Below are 13,941 nucleotides of genomic sequence, written 5' to 3'. Positions count from 1 at the left end.
ACCTCCAGGGAAATCGCCGCTTTATTTTATAGTTTTAGAATAACCGTAAGAACTGCTTAAGGCAGATGTGGTTGTATGCGATGCGCGCAACACATCCCGACGACCCATGTTCACCAAGCTGCAGAATACCATCCTTGAAATGATCGCGACCGGCACTCCGCTTCGGGAGACGGTCGATTTCCTGTGCCGCAATGTCGAGGCGACCATTCCCGATATCGTGTGCTCGGTGCTGACGGTCGACGCGGGAAAACGTCTTCGGCATCTGGCAGGCCCCTCGCTGGCGCCGGAATATGCCGCTGCCATCGACGGCACGCTCATCGGTCCCGGCGTGGGTTCCTGCGGAACGGCGGCCTTTACGGGCGAACCCGTGATCGTGACCGACATCGAAACCCACCCCTATTGGGCGCCCTACAAGCATCTCGCCCTGCCGCTCGGGCTGAGGGCCTGCTGGTCGACCCCGATCATCGCGTCGGGCAAGGTTCTCGGCACCTTCGCTTTCTACTTTCACACGACGCGCTGCCCCTCCCGGCTTGAGCACAAGATCGTCGCCGCATGCGTGCATCTGTGCGCCATCGCGATCGAGCGCGACCAGCGCGCCGCGGAACGCCGGAGGATCGCGGAGACCGACGCCCTCACCCAGCTTCCCAATCGCAGCCGCTTCAACGAGCAGGTGGCGGAGCAGGACAAGATCGGCAGGCCCTGGGGCATCCTGCTCGCCGATGTCGACAACCTCAAGCTGGTCAATGACACCTTCGGCCATCTGGCCGGCGACGATCTGATCCGCACGGTCGGAATGCGTATCGCCGAAGCCTGCCTGCCAGGCTCCGCCTTCCGTCTTGGCGGCGACGAGTTCGCCGTCATCGTTCCGGCCGACGCGGGCATCGATCCGGGCACCATTGCCGAGCGCCTGCTCAAAGCCGTCAGGCTGCCCTGCGCCTGCGCCGACCGGGTGGTCTATCCCTCGGTGACCGTGGGAGGAGCCGTGGCCCTCGAGGGCGAAAGCGCCGAGAGGGTCCGGCAGAACGCCGACTATGCGCTCTACCACGCCAAGGAGCGGGCGCGGGGCAATTACATCGAATTCGTGCCGGGGCTTGGCACCGCCATCGCCAAGCGCTTCCGCGCCATTCAGGACGTGACGGAAGCGCTGCGCGAGGAACGCATCGACGCCTATTACCAGCCGGTCGTAGAACTGGCGACAGGCCGGATCGTCAGCCTGGAGGCGCTCTGCCGGCTGACGACGCGCGGCGGCGAAGTCGTTGCGGCCGGCTATTTCCACGAGGCGACCAAGGACGCCGGCGTCGCCTTCGAACTGACCGACCGCATGCTCGCCAAGGTCGCTGCCGACGCCCGGCAGTGGATGGACGAAGGGCTTGCCTTCGGGCGCGTCGGCATCAATGTTGCGGCAGCCGATTTCTACCGCAGCGGCCTTGCAGAGCGGGTGGCGGCCGCTTTTCGCGCAAAGGGCGTACCGCTCGACAGGGTGATCGTGGAAGTGACGGAATCGGTCTATCTCGACCAGCGCGACCAGATCGTCGCCGAACAGATCCGGGCGCTGCGCGCCGCCGGCATAGCGGTCGCGCTCGACGATTTCGGCACCGGGTTTGCGTCGCTCACCCACCTTCTGACGGTTCCCATCGACATCATCAAGATCGACAAGTCCTTCGTGCAGCGCATGATCGGCGACCGCGCCGGCGCCGTCATCATCAAGGGCCTCATCGACATCGCCAACGGGCTCGGGATCAGGGTGACGGCGGAAGGGGTCGAGACGGCGGAACAGGCCGGCTCCCTCCAGGAACTCGGCTGCACCGACGGCCAGGGCTTCCTTTTCTCCCGGGCCGTCGACCGCACCGCCATCGCCACCTTGCTGAAGGACCGCGGCATCGTCGAGACCGCGCCCGCCTGCGACCTGTCGCGTCTCGGCGCGACGGGCTGACAACGGCAGGCAGGCTCATCCTTCGCCCGAGAGCCGGGCGACCGCCGCGCGCACCCGTTCGATATGAGTGAACAGGCAGACATGCTCCCCGCCTTCGATGGCCAGGAGCCGCGCCTGCGGCAGCCGTTTCATCGCATTGGCGGCATGGGCGAAGGGAACGGCTCGATCCCCGGTTCCGTGAACGACCAGGGCCGGGGCCTGAACGCTCTCCAGCGGCAAGTCTTCGAGCGCCGCGCAGCAGGCCGTATCGTTGACGAGGCCCGGCATCCTGAGGGTAAGCCGGCTCATCACGGTGAACTGCAGCGCGCGGATCAGCGGTCCCGCTTCGGGGTCCGCCAGCGTGCGCCGGCAAAGGGCCTCATCGGCAATGGAGCGGCGAATGCCCCCCTCCGGCGCAAAGCGTCCCGTCAGCGCCATCAGCCAGCGCACCGGCGCATGACGGGTCATCCGCAGCATGGTTTCGAACCGGCCTTGGTATTCCTGCGGAATGACCAGCCGCTCCATGCAGGCCGAGATGAGCACGAGCGACCGGCAACGCGCCGGATGGCGGGCTGCGAAAAGGATCGCCGAGGGACCGCCGCCGGAGACGGCGACGACATCGACCGCATCGATGCCGAGATAATCGAGGAGAGCGGCATAAAGATCCGCCTGCTCCTCCGGCGAGCGCCCCGTTTCAAGGCGGGTGCCGAGATAGCCGGGACGCGACGGAGCGAGAATGCGGCGCGCCGGCCAGTCGCCGAAAGCGGCCATGGCCAGCAACAGGGCCTGATCGAAACCGCCGAGCGCGCCATGCAGGGCAAGCAGCGGCGGGCCGCCGCCGACATCGGCATATTCCAGCCGACCCGCCGGCAGATCGGCAAAATGCGGGCGTGCGGCATCAAGCCTTGCCTTGACCGGCAGGGCCGAAAGCGGAGCTCGGGCCATCAGCGTGCTCCCGAAACAGGCGAAGGTGCAAGGCGGATGAGCGCCAGCGCATCCGGTGGCGGCTGGCGTTCGACCCGGCGGTAGACCCGGCAATCGGTGGAACGGGAAAGAAGCCGCTGGTTGACCATTTCGCGGCGCAGCAGCGCATGGTCGCCGAAGGCGTGGCGGCGTTTCAGGAGGTCGTTGACCTGCCGCTCGTCCATTTCCTCGCCGGCCGGAAACGCCGACCACAGCCGCCAGAGGCAGAGCTGCTGCAGGCTGGTCTTGGCCGGCCAGCGGGCGAGCACGCCCGCGGCATCGAAGCAGCGGGCGGCGACCTCGACCTTCTGGAAATCGACCGCCGGCGCTTCCGCGACCGGCTCGGCCATGCGGCCTTCGGCGGCTCTTGCCGCCTTGAGGTGCTGGTAATTGCGATAGCCCGCCGCGCGCGACAGGATGTTCAGGATCTCGACATGGCCGGGCTTTTCCGCGCGGGCGTCGAGCTCCCGCTTGATCGTGCGGGCAAGGGCCGAAAGATCGGGCGCCTCATAGGCATGAATGATACGCGACATCGTCTTTTCCTCGATATCGTGCCCAAAAACCAGGCCGGGAGAACCAGGATGGCCGGTGGTCACCGTCTTCCGACTGGGCACGGGAAAAGTGGCTGTCGTCGAAATCGAGAATTCAGGTTTAGCTCCCCTTGCGGGGCGGTGACGCCTGGGTGAACTGCTGACCCTTGGCGAGCTTCATAAATTCCCCGTCCCTCGAAGTCAACGAGCGCGGCATTTCCATCATCAGAATTCATGCGCGGATCAATCCGACACGGCTTTTCATCCCCCATCCCACCGGATAGCCTCCGGCCCAAACCGAACAGGGGAAGAGATCATGCTGAGAATCTACGGCGTCTACAAATCGCGCGCGACGCGCACATTCTGGCTCGCGGGCGAACTCGACCTCGCCTTCGAGCACGTGCCGGTGATCCAGGCCCGCAAGCTTGCCGATCCGCTGGCGCCGGGCGCAAGGCTGAACACCCGTTCGCCGGAATTCCTGGCGGTCAATCCCATGGGGGCCATTCCCTCCATCGACGATGACGGGCTGAAGCTCCATGAAAGCCTCGCGATCAACCTCTACCTCGCCAAGAAGCATGGCGGTCCGCTTGCGCCGAAGGATCTCACCGAGGACGCGCTGATGACCCAATGGTCGTTCTTCGCGGCGACCGAGATCGAGCTGAACGCGCTGAAGATCTCGACGGCCAATGCCGAAGGACGCCTCGGCACCGATGCCGGCAAGGCGGAGGCCGATGCCGTCAGCCGCCTGTTGAAGCGCTCCTTCGGCGTGCTGGAACAGCAGCTTGCCGCCCAAGACTATCTCGTCGGCGGCCGCTTCACCGTCGCGGACCTGAACGTTGCGGAAATCGTCCGCTACGCCCAGCCCTATCAGCCGCTGATGGAAGAGCACCCGCATGTTACCGCATGGCTGAAGCGCTGCCAGGATCGCCCGGCCTTCAAGGCCATGTGGCAGACCCGCGCCGACGAACAGGAATAAGGGCCTCCCTCCTTCCAAACCGGAAAGAGGAGGTCTTCCGGCCTGCTTCGGAGCGCTGGCGAGCGCCTTTTCGAACATATCCTTGTGTCCGCCGACGCTCCCCCAAGGTCGTCATTCCGGCCTAGGGCCGGAAACCTGCGCGATCAAGTCCTTGATCGCAAAAGAGTCTTTTGCGCGATGGACATCGCGCTGCTCAATGCCGGAACAAGTCCGGCATGACGGAGAAGGGAGCCTCGACGATCAATACGAGACTTTGTCAGCAAGCTGAGGGAGGCCTTTGGTCCTCCCTCGCCTTTTATCCGACCAAGGCCTTACCTCGCCTTCCACAGGCAGACGGTAACACTCAGGCGCAGCCCGGCACGTCCTCCAGCCGGTACCAGACCGGAATGCCGCGTTCGGTCGCGATCCGCACGTCGTTATCCGCCCCCTTGGAAGCGCCCGGCAGGCGCAGCACGCCCTCGCAAAGTTGAAGCAGACGGCCCGCGACCGGATGGAATATCTCCTCGTAGAGATCGTCGCCAACGCTCTTTCCACCCGCCGCATGCCAGACCGGCAGCGCCACCCACTCCCCGATCATCGGCACGTGACCGGCCCTGAACAGGGCATGGGACGGCGCCTCAAGACGCTTCAGGTTCTCGGCCATCTTCGCGGGATCATCCCCCGTTCCCGACCGGTAGGGACCTGCAATCAAGATCAGCATTTCGTGCTCCTTTCATGTCGCATTGCTGAAACATGCGCGAATCTGCACGAATTTTCTGGAATGTCGACTCATTTTGCGTATTATCGTGCATATTCACGGACAAACACGCAGAAAGCCGCATGCTTACCGATCAACGCCGTGCCCATATCCTCGAAACCCTGCGGCTGACAGGTCGCGCGCTGGCAAGCGAACTCGCCCGCGAACTCTCCGTCTCCGAGGATACGATCCGGCGGGACTTGCGCGACATGGCGATGGCGGGATTGCTGCGGCGGGTGCATGGCGGGGCGCTGCCTGTTTCCCCCGACCTGCCGGATTTTTCAGCCCGGCAAAGCGTCTCCACGGAGGAGAAGGCCTCGCTCGGCGCGCGCGCGGCAGCCCTGGTAAAGCCGGGGCAGATGATCTTCCTCGACGGCGGCACGACGACGGCGGAAATCGCCCGGCGATTGCCGAAGGACATGCCGCTGACCGTCGCCACCCATTCGCCGACGATTGCCGCCGAATTCGAACACCACCGGCAGATCGAGGTGATCCTGATCGGCGGGCGGCTCTACAAGCATTCCATGGTGGCGGTCGGTGCAGCGGCGATGGCGGCCATCGACGAGATCCGCCCCGACATCTTCTTCCTCGGGGTTACCGCCGTGCATCCCTCGCACGGTCTCTCCACCGGCGATTTCGAGGAAGCCGCGATCAAGCGGCATATCCTGATGGCAAGCGCCGAAACCTACGTGCCGGTGACCGAAGAGAAGATCGGCGCGCTCTCACCCTGCCTGATCGCGCCGCTCTCGAAGATCGCCGGCCTGATCGTGCCGGCAGGCATGGACTCGGAACGACTCGCCCCCTATCGCGAGGCGGGCGCGGAGGTGATCGAGGGGTGAGACCGCAAGAACCTCAATCCCCCGTGCCGGTCAGAGCATATCTCGATGGCGGACGTCCGACGAAGCGGGTGAAGGCGGTGCTGAAGGCGCTGGCGGAGCGGTAGCCGACCCGTTCGGCGATTTCCTGAACGCCGATATCGCCCTTCATGAGAAGGTTTCTCGCCAGCGTCATCCGCCAGGAAATCAGGTACTCCATGGGAGCGATCCCCATGGCGCGGCGGAAGCGCTTGAAGAATGCGGACCGGGAGAGCGCGGCTTCGCTTGCCAGTTGCTCCATCGTCCATTCCCGGGTCGGATCTTCGTGAAGCAGGCGGATGACGGGGGCGAGGCGCTCATCGCCGAGACCGCGCAGGATGCCGTGGGGTGCCGCCTCGCCCGAAGTCGAGCGTAGGGTCTCAAGGAGCAGCACTTCCAGCAGGCGGGCGAGGATCATCTCGCGCGCCGGCCTTTCGTTTCGGGCTTCGTCGGTCACGAGGCCGACGAGGGCCGACAGCCTTTCGTCTCCGCGGATATGAAAGAACCTCGGCAACAGCGAGAGGAGCAGTTTCGCATCCGGCGAGCCGAAGGAGAAATGGCCGACCAGCAGCCGCGCATTGGCGGGCGCATGGGGATCGCCGTGCCGGATCTCGCCCGGAAGCCGGGTGATCGTGCGCGGGTCCACCGTCCCGTCCAGCGTCTCCCCGCTGCCCGACATGGTGAAGTTGCACATGCCGGGAACCAGCACGAAATCGCCCGCGCGCAGATCGACCGGGGCCTCGCCTTCCACCGCAAGGCGGGACGCGCCCTCGATCACCACGCAATAGAACGGGTTTCCCGGCCCGTCGCGGGTGACGCTCCAGACGCCGCCGCCGCTGACCGCTTTCGAAAGCCCGGCACTCGGCTGCAGCAACGTGACCATCTCGGCAAGCGGATCGCTCAAACGACACTCCTGATAACGTATGAGGGACGATGCATTATGTATCGCATCCTCCATACGGTCTAGCCTTCTTTCATCCGAGACTGAAAAGGAAGACAAGCATGAAGACCGTTCTCATCACCGGGACATCCTCCGGGTTCGGGCTGGAGGCCGCGAAACTCTTTATCGACAATGACTGGAGGGTCGTGGCGACCATGCGCACACCGCGCGCCGACATCCTGCCTCCTTCGGAAAACCTCGATATCCTCGCACTCGACGTCACGGACGCCGAGAGCATCCGCAAGGCGGTCGAGGCAGCCGGCCCGATCGACGTTCTGGTGAACAATGCCGGCATCGGCTGGCTGAATGCCGTAGAGGGAACGTCGATGGACATCGTGCGCGATCTCTTCGAGACGAATACCTTCGGCACCATCGCGATGACGCAGGCGGTCCTGTCGCAGTTCCGGGAGCGCAGACAAGGGGTCGTCATCAACGTGACGTCGAGCGTGACGCTGATGCCCCTGCCGCTGCTGTCGGTCTACACCGCCAGCAAGGCCGCCGTGAATGCCTTCACGGAGAGTGCCGCGCTGGAACTCGAACCTTTCAACGTGCGCATGAAGATCGTCCTGCCGGGCCGGGCGCCGGCAACGAGCTTCGGCGACACGGCTCGATCCAGAATTCAGGCGGAAGGCGGCTTCCCGGCAGCCTATGGCTCCGTGGTCCAGTCCGTCTTCGCCAAATGGGAGGAACAGGCAGACGCGGAAATCACCCATGCCGTTGACGTGGCTCAGGCCATCTGGCGCGCCGCGACCGATCCGTCGTCGCCCATGCGCCTCCCTGCGGGCGCCGATGCTGTTGCGCTGGCCGGATAGGGGGAAGTCAGCGCCGGAACGAAAAGGGGCTAATCTGCCGCTGGCTTTGCCCACCCCGGCCGACCGGGGTCGAGCCGCGTGTCTCGACCCGTCCTTCGACCTCCCGCAAGCGGGAAGAGAGAATGGAACCGTCGCAGCATATTCCTTCTTCCCGTTCACGGGGAGAAGGTAGCGGCAGCCGGATGACAGGCTGGCCAGCGAGGAGCCGAGAAACAAAACCTCAGTCGAAGAGCACGTTGGTAACCCGCACGTCGCCGACATGCAGGCCGATCCAATTGTGCATGGCGTGGTTGGCCATGCCCATCAGGGCGGCGTATTCGGCGCTGTGCTTGTCGAAATAGCGGGCGAGAAGGGCGGCGATCATGCTTTCGGCTGCGCGGCTCGAGCCATCCTCGCACTTGACGGCAAGGGAGAGGCCCTTTTCCGGCAGGATGGCGCAGAACACGCCTTCCGCGCCGGTCTTGGCGAAGATCCTGCCGGGCGCGACCTGCATCAGCCGGGTGCAGAAACGGCCGGTGCCGGCGACATAGAAGGGTTCGGCCATGCAGGCCTCGATCAGGCGTTTCGCGGCGGCGGCGCGCTGCGGCCCGATGCCCTTGCCGGTCGCCATCTTGGCAAAGCCGCGGGCGAGGCCGACCAGCGGCACGGCATAGGTCGGGATCGAGCAGCCGTCGGTGCCGCAATTGTCGCGCGAGAGCGGCGTTCCGGTCAGGTCGGCCATCACGGCGCGAATTTCCACCTGCAGCGGATGCTCATAACCGGCATAGCCGCGCGGATCGTCGCCGGCATGGCAGCAGGCGCAGATGAACCCGGCATGCTTGCCGGAGCAGTTATTGTGAAGCGCGCTCGGCTTGTCGAGCGTGCGGGCCTGATGGATCAGCACCTTCTGTTCGAACGACCAATGGGCTCCGCATTCGAGCACGCTTTCATCCCGCCCGGCTCGCTTCAGCATGGAGGCGGCAAGTGCCGCATGCTCGTCTTCGCCGGAATGGGAGGAGCAGGCCAGCGCCAGTTCCTTCTGACCGAAGCCATAGGCATCGGCGGCACCGCTTTCGACCAGCGGCAGCGCCTGCATGGCCTTGCAGGACGAACGGGGAAAGGTCGGCGTCTCGATCGCGCCGGCGGAATAGACGACCTTGCCGTCGCCATCCACCACCACGGCGAGACCGCGATGGCGGCTCTCGACCAGCTTGCCGCGGGTGACTTCAACGGTGACGGGGTGGTGCATGGCGTGGCTCCCTGATTTGCACTTTTGCAGCTTCTTACAGCATGTCGCGCAAAAGTGCGCAGCGATTTTGCGACAACGATATGCGGGTAGAAAGGAAGCGGAAGTGCGGTCGGGCAATACGGTCGCGGTGCGCGACGACAGACCAGAGGGGGATGGCCAGGAGCATCGTTGCCTCGGGTATCGTGCGATGCCGGAGCTTGCACAGGAAGCAGGACGAAGGCGCGGCGGCAAGAACAGAGGGAGGCGCAAAAACAAAAAGAGCCGCGCGAGGCGGCTCTCCATGAGGTTTAGTCCGCTGCGGACCCGGATCATGAAACACGATCCGAAGGAAGGTTGGTCAGGCCGAGGGCTGCCCCGTCAAAACCGACACCTTTCCCATGTCAGCAACAAAGACCGAAATCTCACTAGACATTGGATCACCTTCCTTTCTCTACGTTGACCATAGTCAAAAGGTAGGTGCGTCGAGGCCGATCCGCAAGGCACGTTGTGTAACGCGGGCCGGGCATAAGTGAGTTGCAAACGGGCGGCGAGGCCTTATCATGCGCAGGCCTGACAAAATCGCGTCGGGCCAGAAGCGGTCACCGCCACTCCCTTCCCTCGCCGTTACGCCAGTTTCAGGACGATCTTGCCGATGTGTTTCGAGCTTTCCATCAGGCGATGGGATTCGACCACCTGATCGAAGGGCAATACCGAATGGATGACGGGGGCGACCTCGCCGGCCTCGATCAGCGGCCAGACCTCGGCCACGAGTTCGTCGCGAATGCCGCGCTTTTCCTCCGCCGTGCGGGGGCGCATGGTGGAGCCGGTCACTGTGAGCCGCTTGACCATGATCGGGGTGAGATCGACCTTTTCCGCCAGCGAGCCGCCAAGAAAGGCGATGATCGAGAGGCAGCCGTCCTTGGCGAGGCTGGAGAGGTTCTTCTGGAAATAAGCGGCGCCGATCATGTCGAGGATGGCGTCGACCCCGCGCCGGCTGGTTTCCTCCTTGATGACCTCGACGAAATCCTCCTCGCGATAGTTGATGGCGCGTTTCGCCCCGAGGTCGAGGCAGGCCTGACACTTTTCCGCCGAGCCGGCCGTGGCGAAGACTTCTGCTCCAAAGGCCTTCGCAAGCTGGATCGCGGTCGTGCCAATGCCTGACGTGCCGCCATGGATGAGGACGGTCTCGCCTTCCGTCAGCCCCGCCATCTGGAAGAGGTTCGCCCAAACGGTGAAGAAGGTTTCGGGAAGGGCCGCGGCCTTCACCGCATCATAACCCTTGGGAAAGGGCAGCGCCTGACCGGCCGGAACCGCGCAATATTCGGCATAGCCGCCGCCATTCGCCAGCGCGCAGACCCTGTCACCGACAGAGAATTCATCGACGCCCTCGCCGAGCGCCACGACCTCGCCGGCGACTTCCAGCCCGAGGATGGGGCTTGCATCCTTCGGCGGCGGGTAGGTGCCCTGCCGCTGCGCGACATCGGGGCGATTGACGCCGGCCGCTTCGACCCTGACGAGGATTTCGCCGGCGCGGGGTATCGGCAGCGGGCCGGTCGCGAAGGTCATCGCCTCGGGAGCGCCGAAAAAGGGAAGATCGACGTAACGCATGTTTGCAGGAAGCGACATCAACGGGTCTCCTAGGTTCTCGCGCAGGATGACAGGACATAGGACACGCCGAAGCGTCTGAAAAGGAGGCTCATTGCCGCGCGCGACAAATCGCGCTGCGGCGAGCATGACAATCGCGCAGACCGGGAGCAAAGCCGCCGTCGCAAGCGGGCGCGACCGGGCCGCGAATGCAACCCGGCGGAAGGGCGGCCCGCCTGCTTTTTACGCTGCGGACTGCTCAGCCTTGAGAATTGAAGGCGTAGAGCTCGGGGAAGGGATAATAGCGAAGCCGCTTGTCGCGGCAGCGGAAGTCGGTCTTGCTCGCGCCCAGAATGCGGCCGTCCCGGAAGGAGACACCGAGTATTGTCGGAATTTCAATCCCTCGCTGGGAGCTCCCACGAAGGCAGAAGGCATAGGTCTTCGTCGGCGGATCGAGAAGCACCACACTCGAGATCTTCGGATCGTAGATGTTGCGGGCACTGAAAGCCCCGGCTTCGAACGCCTTGATAACGGCCCTGCGCAGCGCCGGAGACGGAGGCACCTGGGAATCGGCGACGGATTGCGGAGCGCTGCTCTGGCAGCCGGCAAGCAAAAGCAGCCCGAGAAGGGGCAAAAATCGTTTCAACATCAATATACCCCACCAAATATGACCCGTTTCAGCGATACTCGCTCCAACGTATCATATCAAGGCAAAATACACTCTTAAGGATATATTAGAATTCAGCAATTTGGTGCGATGCACCGCAGGAAAAATACCTTACTCCTCCAGAGAACCGAAGGCCCTAATCACCAGGCCCGTTTCGCTTTCCTTGGCTCTCTTCTTGAGTTCGGCGATTTCGGCGCCGAGCCGGTGGATGTCGTCGATCACGAACCCCTTCGGCAGTTCGAGAACGCCGATCGAGCAGCGCATCAGCGGGAAATCCCGCTCGCGGCCATGGCGATCGTAACCGCGAATGCGACCGGCACCGCGGTCGTCTTCGGAATAGAGCTCGACCACGTCGTCGTGGAAGTCCGAAAGCAGCCGGTCGAGGATTTCGGTCAGTTCCTCGCGGCTCCAGTCGCGCACGCCGATGAAGAAATCGTCGCCGCCGACATGGCCGAGGAAATCACCCTCGGAGAAGAAATAGCGGCGCAGCAGCGCTGCGAACAGGCTGATGGCATGATCGCCCATCTGGAAGCCGTAATGGTCGTTGAACGGCTTGAAGTTGTCGAAGTCGCAATAGCAGAGATGCCGGTCGTCGTCGCCGTCGCGACCGCTGTCCTGCATGAAATCGCGAATGGCGCGGTTGCCCGGCAGGCTCGTCAGCGGGTTCTGGTCCTGCGCCGTCTTCAGCTGTTTCTCGTTGATGACGCGGATCAGCGAGGCGGCGGAGACGACACCGGCATAACGCATGTTTTCCGTCAGGATGACGCAGTCGTTGCCGTCCATGTTGGCGAAGATCGTCATCAGGCGCTCGGCATCGGCGTCGAGACCGACAATCGGAGCGCGGTCGACGAAATGCGAGATGGAGCGCTCGTAGACCTTGTTCTTCAAGAGGTCGCGACCGAAGGGCTGGTAGATATATTCCTTCAGATGGAATTCGTTGATGATGCCGCGCGGCTCGCCGTTGGCATTGAGCACCGGGAAGAAGGACTGGCGCGGATTGCGGCGAAAGAGATCGAAGACGCTGTCGATGCTCTCGTGTTCGAAGACGGTCGGCAGACGCTCGATCTGCTTGCGGATCAGCACCTCGTCGAGCGACTGGGTCGAGCGGCGAACCTTGCCGATGTCCTGCAGATGGGGAAAGGCGGGCTTCAGCTCGTTGAGCAGCGTGGTGGGGCGGGCGATGAACCAGCCCTGCACCAGATCGACGCCGAATTCCCGGCAGGCGATGAATTCCGCTTCCGTCTCGATGCCCTCGGCGATCACCCGGACGCCGAGCACGTGGCAGAAGTTGACGATGTTCTTGACCAGATGCCGCTTGCGCGGATTGCTATCCATGTCGGCGACGAAATGCCGGTCGATCTTCACATAGTCGACGGGGAAATCGCAAAGCAGCTTCATCTCGCCGTGGCCGACGCCGAAATCGTCGATCGCCAGCTTGAAGCCGGATTTCCTGAGCCGCGCCACCAGACCGGAGAATTCCGGCACGGAGGTGTTGTCGAAACGCTCGGACAGCTCGAAGCAGACCGAGGACGGCGGGATGTTCGCCTTTCTCAGATGTTCGAGAATGCTGTCGACGAGATGGTCGCCCTCGGGGATCAGGCGGACATCGAGATTGAGAAAGAGCGTGGTGTCGGAAAAATCCGGAAGGGTGGCGAACTTCGCCAGCGCCCGACTGGCGACCATCTGCTCCAGCGGCAGCAGCTGGTGGCTGGCGGCCGCCTGGTCGAGGATATCGAGCGGGGTTTCGAAACCGATCCGCTCATGACCGCGCATCAGGGACTCGTATCCGAAAACGGCGCCGGTACCGACTTCGACAATGGGTTGAAAGGCATTTTCGATGACGAGCTTGGCAAGCGCCAGCAGCTGGTCATTGGCGAAGCGACGCAAAACACCCGCTTCCACCACAGCGCCCGGGACCATTTATTTCTTCTCCAAACCTGTTTGTTTTTATAGGGGTCAGTCTGGTCCGCACTTCGTCAAGAAAACCTTTCCCGAACGTGAATGCTGTATGAAACTTTTGTGACACAAGTCACGTCACCGCTCCGGTGACGGAGAGAGGCATCAACGCCTGAGGGCAAGGCCGAGAGCAACCATCGACCAGCCCTGGACGATGAGATCGATCGCAAGGAACAGGCCGAGTATCCAGAGGCTGTTGACCGGCCAGCCAATCGCGATGATGACACCGGCAAGGGCGGTGACCACGCCGCTCAGCACGATCCAGCCCCATCCGCCGGCGCCCTTCAGCCCGAAGCCCACCCACAGGCGGACAAGACCGGCAACGATCAGGGCGGCGCCGATCAGCAGCGTCAGGATGGCCGAGGCAAGCAGCGGATTGGAAAAGGTCATGAAGCCGGCCAGCAGGTAGAGCACCCCGCTCAGGGCCCAGAACAAAACGCTTTCCCAGCCGCGCACCTGAAAGGCGTGGGCGAGATGCAGAACCCCGCCGACCAGCATCAGGGCGCCGATGTAATAGACCGAGGCGACGGTGGCGAGAAAGAGATTGGCGAGCGCGATGCCGCCGAGGATCAGCGTGAGGGCGCCCAGCGCCACCAGCCATCCCCACTTGGCGCGCAATTCGGAAAAACGGACAGGCCTGGTTTCGTCAAACATCGCGGCACCTCGTTTTTTTAATCAATTGACCTAATTGCCTACCATCGCGCTTTCAAACTCTCGTGACAATAGAAGACTTTAAATAGCGCCCGAAAGCGACGGGGACAGGTCGAAGAGTGGCGCATTTTTTATTGATTGATGAGTCAATCA

13 protein-coding genes are annotated in these 13,941 nt (G+C 63.4%); 4 read left to right on the top strand and 9 right to left on the bottom strand.

What is annotated here, in order from left to right; genetic code table 11:
• Positions 1-106: 106 nt before the first annotated feature.
• Positions 107-1,933, top strand: a complete 1,827-nt coding sequence (locus ACLBKR_RS03765) for an EAL domain-containing protein (RefSeq protein WP_113338936.1) — start codon at positions 107-109, stop codon at positions 1,931-1,933.
• A 15-nt stretch (positions 1,934-1,948) separates the two neighbouring features.
• Here ACLBKR_RS03765 and ACLBKR_RS03760 read toward each other — a convergent pair whose 3' ends face one another.
• Positions 1,949-2,857 carry an alpha/beta fold hydrolase gene (locus tag ACLBKR_RS03760; RefSeq protein WP_113338937.1) on the bottom strand — a complete coding sequence of 303 codons (909 nt, stop codon included), beginning with the start codon at positions 2,855-2,857 and terminating at the stop codon, positions 1,949-1,951.
• A complete protein-coding gene (locus ACLBKR_RS03755) occupies positions 2,857-3,408 on the bottom strand; it encodes a DUF2087 domain-containing protein (RefSeq protein WP_113338985.1) in 552 nt (183 codons plus the stop codon). The genes ACLBKR_RS03760 and ACLBKR_RS03755 overlap by 1 nt, the downstream gene beginning before the upstream one ends.
• 313 nt (positions 3,409-3,721) lie before the next feature.
• Between ACLBKR_RS03755 and ACLBKR_RS03750 the strand changes: the two genes are divergently transcribed.
• The gene (locus ACLBKR_RS03750; RefSeq protein WP_113338938.1) at positions 3,722-4,381 is read left to right on the top strand and encodes a glutathione S-transferase family protein; all 660 of its coding nucleotides are present in this window, start codon (positions 3,722-3,724) and stop codon (positions 4,379-4,381) included.
• Positions 4,382-4,724: 343 nt separating this feature from the next.
• On the opposite strand, the gene ACLBKR_RS03745 is transcribed toward ACLBKR_RS03750, so the two are convergent.
• Positions 4,725-5,081 carry a DUF4406 domain-containing protein gene (locus ACLBKR_RS03745; protein WP_113338939.1) on the bottom strand — a complete coding sequence of 119 codons (357 nt, stop codon included), beginning with the start codon at positions 5,079-5,081 and terminating at the stop codon, positions 4,725-4,727.
• A 119-nt stretch (positions 5,082-5,200) separates the two neighbouring features.
• Between ACLBKR_RS03745 and ACLBKR_RS03740 the strand changes: the two genes are divergently transcribed.
• Positions 5,201-5,956 carry a DeoR/GlpR family DNA-binding transcription regulator gene (locus ACLBKR_RS03740; RefSeq protein ID WP_113466899.1) on the top strand — a complete coding sequence of 252 codons (756 nt, stop codon included), beginning with the start codon at positions 5,201-5,203 and terminating at the stop codon, positions 5,954-5,956.
• A 13-nt stretch (positions 5,957-5,969) separates the two neighbouring features.
• Here the strand turns inward: ACLBKR_RS03740 and ACLBKR_RS03735 are convergent, their stop codons facing one another.
• On the bottom strand, positions 5,970-6,875 hold the full coding sequence (locus ACLBKR_RS03735) for an AraC family transcriptional regulator (protein ID WP_113447148.1): 906 nt from the start codon (positions 6,873-6,875) through the stop codon (positions 5,970-5,972).
• Between the two features lie 98 nt (positions 6,876-6,973).
• On the opposite strand from ACLBKR_RS03735, the gene ACLBKR_RS03730 reads away from it, so the two are divergent.
• The gene (locus ACLBKR_RS03730) at positions 6,974-7,723 is read left to right on the top strand and encodes an SDR family oxidoreductase (RefSeq protein WP_414900687.1); all 750 of its coding nucleotides are present in this window, start codon (positions 6,974-6,976) and stop codon (positions 7,721-7,723) included.
• Between the two features lie 220 nt (positions 7,724-7,943).
• Here the strand turns inward: ACLBKR_RS03730 and ACLBKR_RS03725 are convergent, their stop codons facing one another.
• The 5 genes from ACLBKR_RS03725 to ACLBKR_RS03705 all read right to left on the bottom strand — a co-directional run bounded on the left by ACLBKR_RS03725 (position 7,944) and on the right by ACLBKR_RS03705 (position 13,791).
• Positions 7,944-8,951, bottom strand: coding sequence for an asparaginase (locus tag ACLBKR_RS03725; protein ID WP_112831482.1), 1,008 nt, complete (start codon positions 8,949-8,951; stop codon positions 7,944-7,946).
• A gap of 603 nt (positions 8,952-9,554) precedes the next feature.
• The gene (locus ACLBKR_RS03720) at positions 9,555-10,556 is read right to left on the bottom strand and encodes an NAD(P)H-quinone oxidoreductase (RefSeq protein ID WP_162757857.1); all 1,002 of its coding nucleotides are present in this window, start codon (positions 10,554-10,556) and stop codon (positions 9,555-9,557) included.
• A gap of 217 nt (positions 10,557-10,773) precedes the next feature.
• Positions 10,774-11,163: a hypothetical protein gene (locus tag ACLBKR_RS03715; RefSeq protein ID WP_113447150.1), complete on the bottom strand. Its 390-nt coding sequence runs from the start codon at positions 11,161-11,163 to the stop codon at positions 10,774-10,776.
• A 129-nt stretch (positions 11,164-11,292) separates the two neighbouring features.
• Positions 11,293-13,101, bottom strand: a complete 1,809-nt coding sequence (locus tag ACLBKR_RS03710; RefSeq protein ID WP_414900684.1) for a bifunctional diguanylate cyclase/phosphodiesterase — start codon at positions 13,099-13,101, stop codon at positions 11,293-11,295.
• A gap of 141 nt (positions 13,102-13,242) precedes the next feature.
• A complete protein-coding gene (locus tag ACLBKR_RS03705) occupies positions 13,243-13,791 on the bottom strand; it encodes an HdeD family acid-resistance protein (RefSeq protein WP_113439762.1) in 549 nt (182 codons plus the stop codon).
• Positions 13,792-13,941: the final 150 nt, after the last annotated feature.

It is taken from the genome of Paenirhizobium cremeum (assembly GCF_047553425.1).
GTDB classification, from domain to species: Bacteria; Pseudomonadota; Alphaproteobacteria; order Rhizobiales; family Rhizobiaceae; genus Allorhizobium; species Allorhizobium cremeum.
Note: the sequence above shows the minus strand (reverse complement) of the source record. Positions and strands in the feature narration are given on the sequence as shown.